Source organism: Clostridium gasigenes, from assembly GCF_900104115.1.
GTDB classification, from domain to species: Bacteria; Bacillota; Clostridia; order Clostridiales; family Clostridiaceae; genus Clostridium; species Clostridium gasigenes.
This window is the reverse complement of sequence record NZ_FNJM01000014.1, coordinates 1-17,312: the sequence shown is the minus strand read 5'-3', so window position 1 is coordinate 17,312 and position 17,312 is coordinate 1. Positions and strand designations below refer to the sequence as shown.

At 27.9% G+C, this 17,312-nt stretch carries 16 protein-coding genes, 2 tRNA genes and 1 pseudogene; 13 read left to right on the top strand and 6 right to left on the bottom strand.

The features are described 5' to 3' along the window. Positions 1–65 precede the first annotated feature (65 nt). Complete coding sequence (locus BLS77_RS15910; protein WP_207648701.1) at positions 66–965, top strand: ATP-binding protein; 900 nt, start codon at positions 66–68, stop codon at positions 963–965. A 131-nt stretch (positions 966–1,096) separates the two neighbouring features. Here BLS77_RS15910 and BLS77_RS15905 read toward each other — a convergent pair. After that, positions 1,097–1,315, bottom strand: a pseudogene (locus BLS77_RS15905) (HTH domain-containing protein); the annotation flags it as partial. A gap of 290 nt (positions 1,316–1,605) precedes the next feature. Between BLS77_RS15905 and BLS77_RS15900 the strand changes: the two are divergent. From BLS77_RS15900 to BLS77_RS20020, 6 genes are all read left to right on the top strand, one after another. After that, positions 1,606–2,184, top strand: coding sequence for an NAD(P)H-dependent oxidoreductase (locus BLS77_RS15900; RefSeq protein WP_089972060.1), 579 nt, complete (start codon positions 1,606–1,608; stop codon positions 2,182–2,184). A 57-nt stretch (positions 2,185–2,241) separates the two neighbouring features. Beyond that, complete coding sequence (locus BLS77_RS15895) at positions 2,242–2,622, top strand: MerR family transcriptional regulator (RefSeq protein ID WP_089972058.1); 381 nt, start codon at positions 2,242–2,244, stop codon at positions 2,620–2,622. 215 nt (positions 2,623–2,837) lie between these two features. Further along, entirely contained in the window at positions 2,838–5,075 is a 2,238-nt protein-coding gene (locus BLS77_RS15890; protein ID WP_089972056.1) for an ATP-binding cassette domain-containing protein, read from the top strand. 162 nt (positions 5,076–5,237) lie between these two features. Next, positions 5,238–6,632, top strand: coding sequence for an NCS2 family permease (locus BLS77_RS15885; protein WP_089972054.1), 1,395 nt, complete (start codon positions 5,238–5,240; stop codon positions 6,630–6,632). Positions 6,633–6,821: 189 nt separating this feature from the next. Continuing rightward, on the top strand, positions 6,822–6,995 hold the full coding sequence (locus tag BLS77_RS20025; protein WP_167867202.1) for a hypothetical protein: 174 nt from the start codon (positions 6,822–6,824) through the stop codon (positions 6,993–6,995). A gap of 997 nt (positions 6,996–7,992) precedes the next feature. Next, entirely contained in the window at positions 7,993–8,496 is a 504-nt protein-coding gene (locus BLS77_RS20020) for a GGDEF domain-containing protein (RefSeq protein ID WP_175490883.1), read from the top strand. A gap of 81 nt (positions 8,497–8,577) precedes the next feature. Here BLS77_RS20020 and BLS77_RS15875 read toward each other — a convergent pair whose 3' ends face one another. Together BLS77_RS15875 and BLS77_RS15870 are read right to left on the bottom strand one after the other, a co-directional pair. Beyond that, positions 8,578–9,273, bottom strand: coding sequence for a L,D-transpeptidase family protein (locus BLS77_RS15875; protein WP_089972049.1), 696 nt, complete (start codon positions 9,271–9,273; stop codon positions 8,578–8,580). Between the two features lie 155 nt (positions 9,274–9,428). Next, a tRNA-Met gene (locus BLS77_RS15870) sits at positions 9,429–9,504 on the bottom strand. A gap of 183 nt (positions 9,505–9,687) precedes the next feature. Here BLS77_RS15870 and BLS77_RS15865 point away from each other — a divergent pair. Then, positions 9,688–9,990 (top strand): hypothetical protein, encoded by a 303-nt coding sequence (locus BLS77_RS15865; RefSeq protein WP_089972047.1) that lies wholly within the window; start codon positions 9,688–9,690, stop codon positions 9,988–9,990. Between the two features lie 88 nt (positions 9,991–10,078). On the opposite strand, the gene BLS77_RS15860 is transcribed toward BLS77_RS15865, so the two are convergent. Next, positions 10,079–11,653: a DEAD/DEAH box helicase gene (locus BLS77_RS15860; RefSeq protein WP_089972043.1), complete on the bottom strand. Its 1,575-nt coding sequence runs from the start codon at positions 11,651–11,653 to the stop codon at positions 10,079–10,081. A gap of 827 nt (positions 11,654–12,480) precedes the next feature. On the opposite strand from BLS77_RS15860, the gene BLS77_RS15855 reads away from it, so the two are divergent. From BLS77_RS15855 to BLS77_RS15845, 3 genes are all read left to right on the top strand, one after another. Continuing rightward, positions 12,481–12,969 carry a methylated-DNA--[protein]-cysteine S-methyltransferase gene (locus tag BLS77_RS15855; protein WP_089972040.1) on the top strand — a complete coding sequence of 163 codons (489 nt, stop codon included), beginning with the start codon at positions 12,481–12,483 and terminating at the stop codon, positions 12,967–12,969. A 21-nt stretch (positions 12,970–12,990) separates the two neighbouring features. Then, positions 12,991–13,761, top strand: a complete 771-nt coding sequence (locus BLS77_RS15850) for an EFR1 family ferrodoxin (RefSeq protein WP_089972037.1) — start codon at positions 12,991–12,993, stop codon at positions 13,759–13,761. A gap of 295 nt (positions 13,762–14,056) precedes the next feature. Further along, positions 14,057–15,163 carry a Fic family protein gene (locus BLS77_RS15845; RefSeq protein WP_089972036.1) on the top strand — a complete coding sequence of 369 codons (1,107 nt, stop codon included), beginning with the start codon at positions 14,057–14,059 and terminating at the stop codon, positions 15,161–15,163. A 173-nt stretch (positions 15,164–15,336) separates the two neighbouring features. Here BLS77_RS15845 and BLS77_RS15840 read toward each other — a convergent pair whose 3' ends face one another. Then, positions 15,337–16,062: a lysophospholipid acyltransferase family protein gene (locus BLS77_RS15840; RefSeq protein WP_089972034.1), complete on the bottom strand. Its 726-nt coding sequence runs from the start codon at positions 16,060–16,062 to the stop codon at positions 15,337–15,339. Between the two features lie 262 nt (positions 16,063–16,324). Between BLS77_RS15840 and BLS77_RS15835 the strand changes: the two genes are divergently transcribed. Both BLS77_RS15835 and BLS77_RS15830 read left to right on the top strand, forming a co-directional pair. Next, the gene (locus BLS77_RS15835; protein ID WP_089972031.1) at positions 16,325–16,795 is read left to right on the top strand and encodes a staygreen family protein; all 471 of its coding nucleotides are present in this window, start codon (positions 16,325–16,327) and stop codon (positions 16,793–16,795) included. Between the two features lie 117 nt (positions 16,796–16,912). Beyond that, a tRNA-Arg gene (locus BLS77_RS15830) sits at positions 16,913–16,987 on the top strand. Positions 16,988–17,173: 186 nt separating this feature from the next. Here the strand turns inward: BLS77_RS15830 and BLS77_RS19545 are convergent. Beyond that, on the bottom strand, positions 17,174–17,302 hold the full coding sequence (locus BLS77_RS19545) for an IS3 family transposase (protein WP_423231041.1): 129 nt from the start codon (positions 17,300–17,302) through the stop codon (positions 17,174–17,176). Positions 17,303–17,312 lie beyond the last annotated feature (10 nt).

Genomic DNA, 17,312 nt, shown 5'->3' with positions numbered 1-17,312 from the left:
GATTAAAGAACTCGCCTTTGAAAGCAGAGAAAAAGCAGATAGAGCAGCAGAGTTAATCATAGCTAATCATAGCTAATAAAGAGCTTGCCTTTCAACGCAATGAGAAAGCGGATAGGGCAGCCGAACTAATTATCGCTAATAAAGAGTTAATTATTGCTAATAAGGAGTTAATCATTGCTAATAAAGCACAAGGAGAATTCCTTGTTAATATCTCTCATGAACTTAAAACGCCACTAAATGTTATATTTGCAACTGCCCAGTTATTTAGTATGTATTGCAATAGTGGTTCACTGGACGAGAATAAGGATTCAATTATTAAGTATATAAACTCAATTAAACAAAACTCATATAGATTATCTAAACTTATTAATAATATAGTTGATACATCAAAAATTGAAGCAGGATTCTTTGAAATGAATTTATCAAACAAAAATATAGTCGAAGTTATAGAAAAAATAGTGATGTCTGTAGTTGATTTTACTCAAAGTAAAGGGTTAAATATTATTTTTGATACGGATAAAGAAGAAAAAATAATTGCTTGTGACCCTGAAAATATAGAGAGAATAATATTAAATCTTATATCAAATGCCATAAAATTTTCAAATGAAGGCAATGAAATATTTGTAGATGTTAAGGATAAGAATGAATTTGTTGAAATATCAGTAAAAGATAATGGTATTGGAATTGAAGAAAAGAACTTGGATATGATATTTGATAGATTTAAGCAGGTAGACAAATCATTATCAAGAAAGACAGAAGGTGCAGGCGTTGGATTAAGTTTAGTTAAATCGATTGTAGAATTACATGGTGGAACTATATATGCTGAAAGTGAATTTGGCAAAGGAAGTAAATTTACAGTCAAAATTCCTTCAGGAAAGGTACTTAATCAGAATATAAGCTATAGTGGCAACGTGAGAAGTGAAAATGAAAATGTAAAAGTGGAACTTTCAGATATTTACTCGTAAATTTTTTATAAAAAAGTAATAGTAATTCTACTGTTTTTCTATAATCTCACTGTATCATGGTCTCTGTAGCAATGGAAGAAAAACAACAATCGTAATGCAATAGGGGGGGAGGTCACAATAAAAGGTACCCTTCTCTTAGATGCAGATTTTATTCTTTCTATACCTATAATATTTATATCAGATCCACACTCGTCAAATATCAGCTTAGAAAATTTTACTTTATCAGATTCTATAATAAATATATTTCTAAAGTCTTCAGTATATGTAATAGCCTTTTCGCTCACTTTCTTTACATATTTATTACTAGAAAGTATTTCAATTTCTTTATTGTTAAAAAGTTTTCCGCTCATAGTCAGCACCCCTAATGTTGTTTACCTTATTGTACACAAAAATACCCTATAGGTAGACTTTTTTTTACTGACTATGCTATAGGGTACATTTTAATATTTTAATATATGGGTTTTTAATTATAAACTAGATTTAATATACTAAATTAAAAAATTCTATTGACCCTAGAGTATACTCTAGGGTTTATACTTTAATTAAGGTAACAATAATTAGAGGTAATTGCAGAGTGTAATTTTCGAATCAGTTTGAGTTATCCATAAATAAAAACAACTAATAAGGAGAGTGACAGAGAGTGAAAACAACTATTATCCTTGCTCATCCCTGGCATGGGAGCTTTAATAAAGCTATAATGGACACAACGGTGGAGCAGTTTAAAAAAATGAAAAAGGAATATCAGATCATTGATTTAAATAAGGAAAATTTTGACCCAGTGCTTAGAGAGGAGGAGCTTTCCTTGTATTCAAAAGGGGAGTTTAAAGATGATTTGGTAAAAAAGTATCAGATGATGTTAAAAGATTCTGACGAATTAGTTTTTATTTTCCCTATATGGTGGTTTGATTTACCAGCTATTCTAAAGGGGTTTATTGATAAAGTAATGTTGAAGAATTATGCTTATATTGAGGGTAAATATGGATTAAAGGGTCTGTTAACTAATATTAAAGTTACTACAGTTATAACAACCTCAGAGGTACCGACTTGGTATCTAAAATACTTAGTAGGAAATCCAATAAAACGTTCTTTTATTCAAGGTACATTGAAGGGGATTGGAATTAAAAATGTTAAGTGGTTAAATAGTAGTTATACAACCAGTGGGACAGATAAAAGGAAAAAAAGTTTTTTAAATAAAGTATTGGTTCGTTTTTCTGCATAATATGGAAGTACTAAAATAGCTGGAAATAAAACTCAAACAAATAATAGGGAGATAAATATGAAATCTTATAAGATTGGTGAACTTGCAAATATTTTAAAAATAAAAATTGATACAATAAGGTACTATGAAAAAATTGGATTGATACCAAAGCCTAAAAGGATGGAAAATGAATACAGAGTGTATTCAGAAAAATATGTTGAGATAATTCAGTTCATAATATTATGTAAAAATAATGGATTTACCCTAAAAGAGATTAGTAAAATTATAAATCTTCTATCTCTAGGTGATGCTAATAATAAAGAACTCAAAACTATAGTTAGTGATAAAATAGATACAATTGATATTAAAATAAAGGAGTTAAATTTTTTAAAAAAGCAACTAAATGAAGTTGTTAAAAATTGTGACTCAATGGATTGTACAACAATGAATTTCTTATAAAATGTTGTAATAGTGTTAGAATGTGAAAAGCAACCATATTAGTAACCCTATATGATAATTTAAGTGGGGGAGAAGGACTATCTGTAATGGGTACTCCTTCTTATTTTACGTTAAAGAATATTGGGTTAAATATTTTGAATTTAGAGGTAATGAGACAAATATAAATTGTAGTAAATGTGTTAAAATTAAATATAATAATAAATGGAGGAATGTAAATGAATGAAGAATATATAACGTTAAAAGGATGTAGGGAAAATAATTTAAAAAATGTTTCATTAAAGATACCAAAGAGAAAGATTACAATATTTACAGGGGTATCTGGTTCAGGTAAGTCATCTATTGTTTTTGAGACTGTAGCAAAGGAAGCTCAACGGCAGTTAAATGAAACCTTTAGTGCGTTCATAAGAAATTTTCTGCCTAAGTATGGTAGTGTTAAGGCCGATTGTATTGAAAATTTATCAACACCAATAATTATTAACCAAAAAAGAATTGGTGGAAACTCTAGATCAACTTTAGGAACAATAACTGATATTAATTCATTTCTTAGAGCTTTATACTCAAGATGTGGAAGTCCATATATAGGAAAAGCTAATATGTTTTCTTTTAATGATGTAAATGGTATGTGTCCAGAGTGTGAAGGCCTTGGGAAAAAACTAACAGTAGATATGGATATGATTCTTGATAAAAGTAAGTCTTTAAATGAAGGAGCTATATTGCTCTCAGGGTTTGGGGTTGGTTCTTGGCATTGGAAACTATTCACTGAATCAGGTTTTTTTGATAATGATAAAAAGGTTTGTAACTATTCGAAAGAAGAGTTACATAAATTTTTATATGGAGAGGCGGAAAAAATAAAGATAGATGAAGTTGGTACTATGAACTTAACTTATGAAGGATTAATAGTTAAATTTAATAGACTATACTTAAAGAAAGAGGGAGAAACATCAGAAGCTTCTAAGAAAAAATTAAGTAAGTTGCTTACTGGAGGTGAATGTCCATTATGTGAAGGAAAACGACTTAATCAAGCAGTATATGAGTGTTTAATTAATGGCTATAATATTGCAGATCTGACTAGTATGCAACTTGATGAACTTGTAAATGTTATATCAGAAATTAATGAGCAGGAAGCTGTACCTTTAGTTAAAGGTATAATAGAAAAGTTAAATAATATTATAGATATAGGTCTTGGATATTTAACTTTAGAAAGAGAAACATCTTCTCTTTCAGGTGGAGAATCTCAACGTATTAAGATGGTAAAGCATTTAAATAGTAACCTTGTAGATTTGATGTATATATTTGATGAGCCAAGTATAGGACTTCATCCAAGCGATGTTCATAAGTTAAATAACCTTTTAATGAAGCTACGGGATAAACGTAATACAGTAATAGTAGTAGAGCATGATCCTGATGTAATTAAAATTGCAGATTATATTGTAGATGTAGGACCACGTGCAGGGGTTAACGGTGGGAACATTGTATATCATGGAAGTTATATAGGCCTATTAACATCGGGGACACTTACAGGTAATGCTTTAAATAATAGTCTTTCAATAAATGAAAATCCAAGGAGTCATAAAGGATATTTAGAAGTTACTAATTGTACTAAAAATAACTTGAAAAATATTTCGGTTTCAATTCCAAAAGATGTGTTAACGGTAGTAACTGGTGTTGCAGGTTCTGGTAAGAGTACACTTATGAAGTATGAATTCTTAAAACAAAATAAAGATGCAGTATTAATAGACCAAAGTCAAATTGGTGCAAACTCAAGGTCAAACCTAGCAACTTATAGTGCAATTATGGATAATATAAGAAAAGCTTTTGCTAAAGCTAATGAAGTTAATCCATCGTTATTTAGCTATAATTCAGAAGGGGCATGTGAGAACTGTAATGGAACTGGAGTTATAGAAACAAACCTTGCTTTTATGGAAAATGTAAAAAGTACTTGTGAGATATGCGAAGGTAAGAGATTTAAAAAAGAAGTTTTAGAATACAAATTCCAAGAAAAAAATATAATAGATATTCTTGATATGACAGTTTCAGAATCAATAGAATTTTTTAAATTAAAGTCAATAAAGACTAAGCTAGAGAGCCTAAATGAAATGGGAATTGGATATTTAACATTAGGTCAAACCCTTGATACTTTATCAGGTGGAGAATGTCAAAGATTAAAGCTTGCAAGTGAGTTACATAAGGAAAGTTCAGTATATATAATGGATGAGCCTACTACAGGTCTTCATATGGCTGATATTGAAAAGTTTATTAATATAGTTCATAACATTGTAAATAACGGGAATACAGTAATAATAATTGAACATAATATAGAAGTGATTAAAAATGCTGATTGGATTATTGATATTGGTCCAGGTGGTGGAACACATGGTGGAGAAATAGTATTTGAGGGAACGCCTGTAGAATTACGTAAATGTGGAAAATCATTGACGGCTAAATATATTTAGGTAATTGAAATATTTAGAGATGCCTTAGTTCAAATTAATAATATAAAAAAGCAAACATAATGATTAGGAAAATACAAAAAAATATAAAAGAATTGATAAAATACGAATGATATGATAAAATGTGGTTATAATATTCGGAAAAAAAGAAGGGGGCCTTTTAATATGGAAAAGTTTTTTAAATTAAAAGAGAACGGAACGGATGTAAAAACCGAAATGGTTGCGGGGTTAACAACCTTTTTAACAATGGCATATATATTGTTCGTAAATCCAATGATTTTATCTGCAACGGGAATGGATAAAGGAGCTGTATTTGTTGCAACTATAATAGCAGCAGTTATAGGTACTTTAGTTATGGGGTTAGTTGCTAATGTTCCTTTCGCACAAGCACCAGGGATGGGATTAAATGCATTTTTCACATTTACAGTAGTTTTTGGGTTAGGATTTACTTGGCAACAAGGGTTAGCAATGGTTTTTATTTGCGGGATTATAAATATAATAATAACAACTACAAAAATTAGAAAAATGATAATAAAAGCTATACCAGAATCTCTTCAATATGCTATTTCAGGGGGCATAGGTTTATTTATAGCTTATATTGGAATTAAGCAAGCTCGGTTTTTATCATTTACAGGAGAAGGGGTTAATAAGGTTTTTTCCGCAGGAGAATCTACTGGATATAGTGATATAATACCTTCTTTAACTAATTTTAAAGATCCGGTATCTCAATTAGCATTAATAGGTTTATTAATAACAATAGTCCTTATGCTTTTAAAGCTTAAAAGTGCTATTCTTGTAGGTATTATTTCAACCACAGCAATAGGTATATTTACAGGAGTTACACAAGTACCAGATTTTAGCGCAATAAGTTTTGCGGTACCTAGTATTGCTCCAACATTTTTTAAATTAGATTTTGCAGGATTGTTTAGTGATCCATCTAAATTCTTCTTAGTATTTACAACAATTTTTGCTTTTTCATTATCAGATACATTTGATAGTATTGGAACTTTTTTAGGAACTGGAAGAAAAGCAGGAATTTTTGATTCTAATGATGAAAAGTTATTTTCAGAAGGAAATACTTTTTCATCAAAATTAGAAAGAGCTTTATTTGCAGATGCTACAGCAACTTCAATAGGAGCATTGCTTGGAACAAGTAATACTACTACTTATGTTGAAAGTGCATCAGGAATAAGCGAGGGTGGAAGAACAGGGTTAACATCAGTTACTGTTGCAGGTTTATTCTTAGTATCTTTATTTTTATCTCCTATAATGGGAATGGTGCCAGCGGCAGCAACTGCACCAGCTTTAATAGTTGTTGGAGTGCTAATGATGGAGTCATTTAGCAAGATAGATTGGAGCACGTTTGAAGTGGCAATGCCAGCTTTCTTTATAGTAACATTTATGCCATTTACTTATAGCATTTCAAATGGTGTAGCAGCAGGATTTATATGTTACTGTATTGCTAAAATAACAAAGAGAGAGACTAAAGATGTTCATCCTATTATGTATATAGTAAGTGTATTATTTTTAATTAACTTCTTTATTAATGGGATAAAATAATTTGCAAATTGAAAGCAAAATAGGTTAAATTAAATATATTTTTTAGAGAAAGGCAAAGCCTTTCTCTTTTTCTGTTTATAGGTTTATAATATTAATATAATTTATTTAATATATTAGGCATTTGAAAAAATAAAAAATTAAGATGATATGTATATTTTTGAAGATGTATTAAAAAAAAGGAGGGAAAATATGTTTACGAGTGAGGAACTTTTAGTTATTAAAGATGCATTAAGAATTGCTGACGAAGAATATATAAAATTAATTGAAGAAAATAAAAATAGTAAAACTAGACTAGTTGCCTTCAATAGAAAACAAAAGAAGTTGTGGTTAGTTCAGAATAAATTAAAAAAGATTTTAGAATAGAAATAGAAAAATTAATTATATTTAAGTAGTTAAAAAAAGAGGGTGAATTGCATCCTCTTTTTTGTTTAAATTTAGATGGAAATTAATAATTTTTAAATAGGATGTAGGAGATGACTACAATGTAGGTGGATGAGAGAATGATGGCGAAAAAAATAGAAATATGACAAAATAAGACATAAAAATAAAAGAATATATGATACACTATTTTATAATAGGAATGTTAAAAAATTAACCATTATAAATAACATGTGTTGATAGAAAAATGACATTTGTTATTTTGAATATTATGCTAGATAGAAAAATTGTAACGTTTAATGAAAAGACAATTAAAGTTTTCAAGGGATTATAAAAGGATGAGGGGGGATGCTATATAAATATATTGTTAGAGCTTCAGATAAATATTTTTATGTGTTTATTACTTATTGTAACAATAGTTCATGCTTATTTTAAGTTAAATAGGAGTAGTAATATATTTAACTTATTTATTACTACAAAAATCATTATATTAGTTATGTTAATACTTGAAATTTTAAGCGTGATGTACAATAAAGTTGATTATCTAGATAGTATAGTAATTCATAAGGTTATAAATATTATAGGATTTTCACTAGCTCCTTTTCCGATATTACTAATTTACATTTTATTAAATAAGTGGATATATAAGAAAATTGATGGAAAAATATTAGGTTTATTATCCATACCATTATTAATTAATTTAATGTTTTCTTTATTAAGTTATAGATTTAATTATATATTTAAGATTACAATAGAAAATACATATTTAAGAGGACCTATGTTTTTAATATCCCCTTTAGTGAATTGCTTTTATTTTCTATTAACCCTAATATTTCTATGGGTCAATAGAAGGAAGATAAATAAGGAAGAATTAACTATATTTAAATTGGTAGTATTAATACCGTTTATATTAGGGGCTATACAGCTAAAATATGATATATATTTGACTATATGGAGCAGTTGGGGTATTTCAATTATTATAATGTATACTTTCATTTTAAATGATAATTCAAAAAAAGATTCATTAACTGGATTAGAAAATAGATTAGAATATTATATTTATATTGATAAGTTAAAGAAAAAAAACAATCTTAAATTAACAGCGATAAATATAGATTTAGATGGTATTAAATATATTAATGATAATTACGGTCATTATGAAGGCGACCAATCTATAAAGGTTTTTGCTACATTATTAAAGGATGTATTTGGGCAAAATATTAAAACTATTAGACTAGGTGGGGACGAGTTTATTATTCTAATAAAAGATGATAATGAATTTTTTATAAAAAAATTTATAAAAGACCTGGTTAATAAGTTAGAGGAATACAATGAAAATAGTGGTAAAGAATATAAAATCAAATTTAGTTATGGGATAGCAACTTATAATCCTAATAGAGAAAATATCGAAGACTTATTAAACCGTTCTGATGAGGCGATGTATCGGAATAAAAATAGTAAATCTTATTATAATGATAAGATATAGAAATAAGGAGTATCTGCATAGGATATTCCTATTTCTTTTGGCTTAAAAAATATTTTGAATAAAATATTATATATAACTACTTTATTCAAATTTAAAAATACCAATACTATTTAAGAAATTTTTATCTATAAGTGATGTTCCTGGTAAATTGGTATCCTTCCTATAATTTTCTACTGCTATTTCAAGAGAGTAGTTATAAATACCATCAGGCTTTTCTTTAAAATATCCTAAGGATTGAAGCCGTCTTTGAACTTCATACACATCTGTTCCTTTATCATTACGGCTGATGTCCCTGACATAGCTAGAAAAAAGCCAACTTGGGCCACTAGATATAATAACGGGAGTACCATAATCAACTAATGAGTAAAGTTCCTGGGCATTATTATTAAACATTCTTATACACCCGCTAGATGCCATAGAACCTATTGAATTAGGATTGCTAGTGCCATGAATACCATAAGTGTCCCAAGGTGCGTTTAAACCAAGCCAGTAACCACCAAAGGGACCATTCATAAGAGCTTTACTAGAAATTTTCCAGTTACCAATTGGAGAAGGAGTATCTTTCTTTCCAATTGCAACAGGATAGGATTTTTTTACTTCTTTAGTTTCTGAATCTAATAGAGATAGATTTAATTGATTAACATCTATAAAAATAATATATCTATTATTTAAACTTTCCTTATTAGCATTATATAATTCATAAGCTTTAACGCTAGAAAGAGGAAGCGATAAACTTAATAATAGTAAAATTAGTAATAAGTGAATGGATTTTTTCATTTAATCACCCTTTAAATTTTAATTATAAGGTATTTAAAAAATAACAAGTCAAATATGCCTTATATATATAAGCATTAGGAAATATAACGAAAAATATACAAAAACAATTTAAATACAAAAAAACCAATTACAATAATGTAATTGGTTTAACTATTTGGTTGCGGGGATAGGACTTGAACCTATGACCTTTGGGTTATGAGCCCAACGAGCTGCCAACTGCTCCACCCCGCGATATTATTAGCTTGATATTTAATATCTCTGCTACAATTAATATTATATGTCATTAATAGAAAATCGTCAATGGTAATTAAATGGGAAAAATATATTAAAATTTTTAATTTTGATATATAATATAGATTATAAAAATAAATAGAATATAATGTAGATAACTAAATATAGGTTAGAGGTGAAATAATGGCAAAGATTAATAGCAAAAATAATGATTTATTACATAATTCCAAGCTTACAACTACACCAAAGGTGTATGCTATTTTATTACATTTAGTAAATGATAATAGGGAAGATTTGGCTCAAATTGTTAAGCGAGTAGATTACTTAATACTTTATACAACTAGATGTATAGCTCTTAAAGATTTTAAAGAAGCAAAAGAAGCTATTGAAAAAGCTGGAGAGAGAATACAATTTCTTAAAAAAGAAGGTGTAGAAATAGATTATTTAGAGTACTTATATGAAGGCACTAAAAAAAAGTTGAAATAAGATAAGGAATCTAAATAAATGTTATAAAAATAACTAAATAAAAGACGAGAAGTAATAAATTACTTCTCGTCTTTACTATTTAAAGATATTATCTTTTTCTTTTGTTAGCAACTTCTATATTAACTTTTCTATTGTGTAATCTTTGTCCTATACATGTATCCATAACTTTAGATTGGATATCAGGAGTAACATTTACAAAAGCAAAGTTTTCTAATATATCTATATCTCCAACAGCTGTTGGTTTAACGTTAGCTGTTTCTTGAATGAAGCTTACAAGTCCCTTTGGAGTTAATCCATCTCTTCTACCAACTGATATGAACAGACGAACATCTTCACCCTTAGGAGAATCTAAAGCGTTATCTGAATATCCACTAGCCATATCAGATTTGAATTGGCTCTTTATAAGAGCAGCAATTATATCAACTGAGTCAAATTTTTCGTTTAATTCAGTTGCAACAGCTACGAATTTTTCGAAATCTTTCTTTTCTATTATTTGTTGAACTTCATCAATCATTGAGCTTGATTTAGTTGCAAATATTTCTTCAACAGTTGGAATAGCTTTTCTAGTTATTTCAGCCTTAGTAACATTTCTAATTTGCTTCAACATTGATTGCTCTCTTGGAGTAATTAGTGTATAAGCGATACCTTCCTTGTTAGCTCTACCAGTTCTTCCGATTCTGTGAACATATGATTCAACATCTTGAGGAAGATCGTAGTTTATAACATGAGTGATACCGTCAACATCAATACCTCTAGCAGCAACATCTGTAGCAACTAAGAAGTTTAATCCGCCTTCTTTAAATTTGTTTAAAGTTCTGATTCTATGAGCTTGAGACATATCTCCGTGCATACCTTCAACTACATAGCCTCTACCTTGCATTCCAGAAACAACTTCATCAACGCCTCTTTTAGTCTTACAGAAGATTATAGAAGTAGTTGGGTTATCAAAATCTAAGATTCTGCAAAGTGCTTCGAATCTTGTTTTTCCATTAACTTCAAAGAAATGTTGAGAAATCTTTGAAACAGTTAATGAATTAGCTTTTATAGCTATATGCTTAGCATCTGGCTTCATGTAACGTGCAGCTAATCTTTTGATTTGTGCAGGCATAGTAGCTGAGAATAATAGTGTTTGTCTTTCTTTAGGAATACGACCGATTATATCTTCTAAATCGTCGATGAATCCCATGTTTAACATTTCATCAGCTTCGTCTAAAACTAAGAACTTAACTGTATCTAAAACAAGAGTTCCTCTTTTAATATGGTCTAAAACTCTACCTGGAGTTCCAACAACTATATTAACGTTTCTTTTTAGTTCTCTTATTTGGTGTTGCATTGGCTCTCCACCATATACAGGTAAGATGTTTAATCTATCATGCTTTGAAATTCTTTTAAGTTCTTCGCATACTTGTATAGCTAATTCTCTTGTTGGAGCTAATATAACAGCGTTAAGAACACTTTTATCTGTAATATTATTGATTATTCCACAACCAAAAGCTGCAGTTTTTCCTGTACCAGTTTGAGCTTGGCCTATAAGGTCAAATCCTGCTATGGCAACTGGAATAGCCTCTGCTTGTATGTCTGATGGTTTTTCAAAACCTAAGTCTGTTATAGATCTTAAAAGGGTTTCGCTTAAACCTAAGTCGCTAAATTTGATTTCATTCATTCAATAATTCCTCTTTCTTTTTCGCTTTTAAATAATTTACACTTATATAAGTTATAAGTGGAGAATTTAATTAGCTAATATTTTGTTTGTTTATTTTTACCGTTCTTTGTACTAACCTTTTTAGTATACACTACATCCCACAAATATGCCCTAACTATTTATTAACAATACAGAGTTATTTTGTATTTATTTCGTCTGTATAAGCTTTCATGCTAAATTACATTAAATAATATAGATATAATAACTCTATACTTCTATTATTGACTAAATTAATAAATTATATTAATTTAGATTTATGATTTCGTTTTTAATTTTTGGAAAATATGCTAAATGCAATATAGAATGGCATTGTTTATATATATTAAAAAGTATTTAAAGTCAAAATAAGATTTGTCGACGATTAAGAATTTAACCTATGTAGTAGACTCTCTATATATCTAAAGGATCTTTAGAAATAATGGTTAATTAGAATTGTGCCGGTTTAGGCTAATATATCTGCAATTTTAGAGCTATATTTACAACATCTAATAAAAAGATTAGATCTTAAAAGAAGCCCTCGTATAGAGACAGCTACGATACCTAAAACATTGATCCGATAGCAAAGTTTAGAGAAAAAGGCTCAAACATCTATGAAAAATTTCATTAAGATATTTATATATTCTTTTTCAATTACCTTATCTTTTCTTTAGTATTAGTCAATACATTATGGCACATAAAATCATTTAATTCAAACTATAATGAAAAAATATTTAAAAAAAGGTGTTGATAACGATTTTATTGTATTAAAATATAAGATTATGTAAAAAAATATCCTAGGGAGGTCAATTATGAAAGAGGTTTATGATTATATAGAAACACAAATTGGAAAAGTATATATTGTAATGAATGAAGTTGGAGTAATAAGAATAGAAGTAATAGAAAGTAAATGGCAAGAGTTTATAAAAAACAATTCTGATATTAATATAGATAAAGAATTTTGCACGGATGCAGTAAAGCAAATGGATGAATATTTTAAAGGAGAAAGAAAAGAATTTAATTTACCTATAGTAATAGAAGGTACTATATTTAGAAAAGAAGTTTGGAGAGCTTTAATGGAAATACCTTATGGAGAAACAAGGAGTTACAGTTATATAGCTAAAGAAATAAATAATGAAAAAGCTATAAGAGCTATTGGTCAAGCTAATAAATCAAATTCACTGCCTATTATAATACCTTGCCACAGAGTAATTGGGAAAAATAACAAATTAAGAGGTTACGCTGGAGATAATATTGATGTACAATTAAAGTTAATAGAGTTAGAAAAAACATATAAATAATTTTAAAAGGGGAAAAGAAATATGGGAACAAAAATTTTTTATTTTTCATCTACAGGTAACTCTTTATATGTAGCAAAACGGTTAAAGGAAAAAATAGAAAACTGTGAATTAGTATCAATACCAAAAGCTTATAATGAAAATATGTTTGATTATAATTGCGAAAAAGCAATTATAATTTTCCCATTGCATTGTTTTGGGCTTCCTATTATAGTAGAAAATTTTATTTCAAAATTAAAATTGAATAGGGATGCTTATGTTTTTGCCGTTCAAATAACAGGAGGGGGAAGCTCTCGCAATTCATTTATAGAAATAGATGAGGCATTAGGTAATAACAACCCAAAATTAAGTAACAAAATAGAAATAAAATATATTTCAAACTACATTAAGGCGGGTAAAAACCCTACAGCAGAGAGAGCTCAAGTAGCACTAGATAATAATGAATGGAAGGTTGATAAATTAATTCAACTTATTAAAGAGAAACAAGTAGATGAAATAAGTAAAAATAAAAATCCAGTCTATAGCACTTTCTATAAGATTTGGAGAGATAAATATAAAAATAAGGATAAAAAGTTTAATGTTAATGATGATTGTATTGGATGTAAGGTATGTGAAAAAATATGCCCTGTGAATAATATTGAACTCAAAGAGAATAAGCCTGTTTGGAAAGGAAACTGTACAGATTGTATGGCTTGTATAAATAACTGCCCTAGAAATGCTATTAATATAGGAAAATCTACTATTAAAAAGAATAGATATAAAAATCCTTATATAAAATTAGAAGAATTACTTTAAATATACCTAATATAAATACAATTAGGAATTGGATAATATTATAAGAATAAGTTAAAGATGTGAAGAAAAATATGGAATTAAATAACAAATAAAATAAAAATCAATAAATTACAAAAATTGGGATAGGGCAAACCTCTCCCTTTTTATTTTTATGTAATTTTAACAATGAAATTATAAAATAGCATTTGTAATTATTGTTTTAAGTAATAAAATTTTTTGAAAATAGTATTTTATTAGTAATAAAATAGTAGTATAATTAGTTTTAATTTAGTAATTACTATACGGGAGAAGCATTATGGATAAACAATTAATGGAAGTATTTAACAAAATGTATTTTGGAAAGAATCAATTAAGAAGAAGAATATATGATGATAATGAATTGGAAATAATATGGGAAAATATTAACAATATTAGAAAAGATACATCTATAGATATTGAGATGAAATTAAATGAAAAAAACAATATTTGGTATAATATTACAGAAGATGTGAATTTAATAATTACATATATAAATTATATTGAAAAAAGTGAAATAATAAATTATTTATCAGATAGTAGCATTATAGATAAGAATTGGCTAAGTGATAATAAAGAGTGTCCAATGAATTGTTCTATAGTGTTAAATATTAATAATATAGAACAATTCTATATAGATACATATAGAGATAAAGATACTGAAAAAGAAGAAGTCTATAGAAGTGGCAATAAAGTAGAATGCGTAGATATGTATAATTATGAGCCTTATAAATTAGAGAATGATAAGACTATAAAAGAGTTATTAGCAGATTTATTAGACTTTATTGAAACTAATAAGTCCTTCAATGCTGTTATAAAAGCATCTATATTACATTTTTACATTTCATATTTAAATCCTTTTGTTAAGTATAACTTAGATATGGCAGAACATATAACAAACAGATATTTAATAAATAACGGATATAAAATAATGGGGCACTGTAAGACGTTAACATTGATTAAAGCTGATGAAAGAAGATACTATAATGCCATAGAAAATAGCATAGTTAATGATGGGGATGTAACTTATTTTATTAAATACTATGTAGGAATTCTTCAAGGCTCTATTAAAGAATTAACTAAAGAGGTTAGCGTTAAGTATGGAAAAAAAATAATAAAAGAATTGATTGAAAAAAAGAAGGTCTCATTAGAAGATAGACAAATTAAGTTTATAAATAGCATGATAGTTTTAAGTAATAATAAAATAAGTATAGAGGATTATAAAAGAAAATCTAAGGTGTCCTATGAAACCGCAAGGTCAGATTTAAATGTATTAGTAGCACTTGGGTTTTTCAAAATAAGTAAAATGGGAAAGAAATATGAATATTATTTTAATGATATTTTCACTATAATTGATAATTTTAACGACATAAGTATTGAGTTATAGTACATATAAACATTTAAATATATTACAAAGTATCATATTAAAAAAGAAGAGTTAATAAGATTTGTAAAAATAAATGCCTTTGGATTATTAGAAATCCAAAGGCATTTAGGGATCTTAAAAAATAATTAGTCAATATACATAGCACATTGAATTGTTATTTTTTATATACCATATTATTGTGGTGGTAATTTTGAACCTATTATAGATTTAACCTTTTCTGGAAGTTGAGCTTGTTCTTCTTTTGAAAGGTTGGCAGTTTCTATCATAGGATGTATATAAATATCTACAGTAGCACTTGTTAAATGCTTATTAGAATTACCTTCCATTATTTTATAAGATCCATTCATAGTTACAGGAACTATAGGAACTTTAGATTTAGTGGCAAGTTTAAAGCTACCTGCTTTAAATTCACCCATTTTATCACCTTTACTTCTTGTGCCTTCAGGGAATACTACTAGAGAGTTACCACTTTTTAAAGAGTTAATTCCCGTAATAATAGCTTCGCCGGCTTTTCTTATGCTACTTCTATCCATAAAAATACAGTTCATGTATTCCATCCAATTTTTCACACCTGCCATTTTAGTTAATTCAATTTTAGCTACAAAACCTTTAGGAATATCAATACAACTAATATAAATAGGGATATCAAAATTCCCTTGATGATTTCCAATAAATAATACATTTTTATCTTTAGGTAAATTTTCTTTGCCGTGTACATTTACCTTAACATTAAGAATCTTAAGCAATTTTCTAGTCCAATTGCTAGTAAATTTATGAACGAAAGCAACCTTCTCATCTGTTCGTCCTTGCTTCTCCAGCCTTTTAACCTTAATCAAAGCGGGAATAGTTAATGGAATACTTAAAAAGAAGTAAGTGTACCATATAATAGTTTTAAACATAATTTTAAAATCTCCTCTCAATAGTAAAAATATATTATAAGGGAGCAAAAAAATATACTAGAATCTGACTAGTTATTTTTTTGAAACGCCCTAATGTGAGTCATATTAAAAAATATTTTCAACATGTTTCTTATAATGTTCTTATTTAAAGTATATTACAAAAAAGACAGATATAAAAGTAAATAAAAAATTATTATAGAGTGGAACATTGGAGAATAGCCACATATATTATAAATGTAGATAATTATTTAGGAGAAAAAATTTGTTTGAATTTGAACCAAAAAAACTATTTGTAGATTTTAAAAATGGAGTAATAGAAACAGAGGGATTAGTACCAAGAACTTATACCATGACCCATTCAGACGAAACCGGAGATTTATTTGTAACTGTTGGAACAATTTATGATTGGGATAAAATAACACCAGTTAGAGATGAAGTTTTGGCAGAGTGGGTAAAAGAAGATGGTAAATATAAACTGAAAGTATATGTACATGTGGATGGATCAAAAGGTATAAAAGAAACAGCTATTAGAAATGAGATTTTTAGGAGAGAGCTGCCGTTAGCATTAACAGCAATAAGATATGGGGATCGTAAATTTTTTTGTAAAAATAATAATTTAGATAATGTTCCTATAATTGTACATTTCAATTCTATGTTGAATGAATATAATAAGAAAGAAGATTGGGGAATATTTAAACAGTATAGGATGTTTGACGAAGAGAATAATAGATAAATAATTTTTAAAACTAAGAGGCGTATTTATAATTAATAGTGAATTTTATTAATATATAGCATGGATTAGATTGACATATAAGACTATATATAATAAAATCTAATTGTTGGTTTATATGTCTTCATAGTTAAACGGATAGAACAGTCCCCTCCTAAGGGACAGATACAGGTTCGATTCCTGTTGAGGACACCATATAAATAAAAAACGGCTTAACCTTTTTAAAGTGGTCCCTATGTCAAGGACAGTTAGAAAAAAACGCCTAAAAAATGAATTGGAATATTTTTCATGGAAGATGTATGACAAGAAAGCACTGGTATTATACCGTTTGTAGGTATTTACCAGTGCTTTAAATTATATTGATATATAAAATTAGTTTAGCTAGATTTTAATCGGATATTCACCGGTTTCTAGATATTCGTAGTATTTATTTGGTGATAGCTTGGCCAAATTCCATTGATATCTATTGTTATTGTAATAATCAATATAATTATCAGTTTCTTGTTTCAGTAGATTAAAT